Here is a 583-nt window from a genome sequence, read left to right as displayed (position 1 = left end):
CGTCATCGCGTCGATCTCCAATGCCACCGGCAGCGTGCGCTACGAATACGAGCATGCCGCCGTACCCGGCTATGGGCCCATTGAAGGCATGGACCGCCTGGTCGGGGTACACTTTCTCGACCGCGCTGGTGCGGAGATTTCCGCGCGCTCTTATCACTACGAAGACCCCAGCGATCGCTTTCTGCTCACCGGAATCACCGATGAGCATGGCAAGCGCTTTGCCACGTATGCCTACAATGGCGAGGCGCAGGCCGTGCTGACGGAGCATGCCGGCGGTGCGCAGCGCTACACATTCGCCTATCCCAGCCCGACCAGCAGGATCTTGACCGATCCGCTCGGTAGCAGCCGCAGCATCGGCATCGCGTACGACGCCAATAACAAAAGCCAGATTACCGCTGAAAGCCAACCCGCCGGCGCGGGCTGCGCCGCAAGTGCCAAGGCAACGACCTACAGCGACAAAGGCGACGTGGCCAGCCGCACCGACTTCAATGGAAACAAAACCTGCTTCATCAGCGATCCGGCCCGTGGGACTGAGCTGGTGCGTACGAGCGGGCTTGCCAAGGATGCCGCATGCCCCGCGAGT

1 pseudogene is annotated in these 583 nt (G+C 62.8%); it reads left to right on the top strand.

What is annotated here, in order from left to right:
• Nucleotides 1-583 (top strand): annotated as a pseudogene (locus PO883_RS34775) (hypothetical protein); the annotation flags it as partial.

The organism is Massilia sp. DJPM01 (assembly GCF_030348125.1).
GTDB lineage: Bacteria > Pseudomonadota > Gammaproteobacteria > Burkholderiales > Burkholderiaceae_D > Telluria_A > Telluria_A frigida.
Note: the sequence above shows the minus strand (reverse complement) of the source record. Positions and strands in the feature narration are given on the sequence as shown.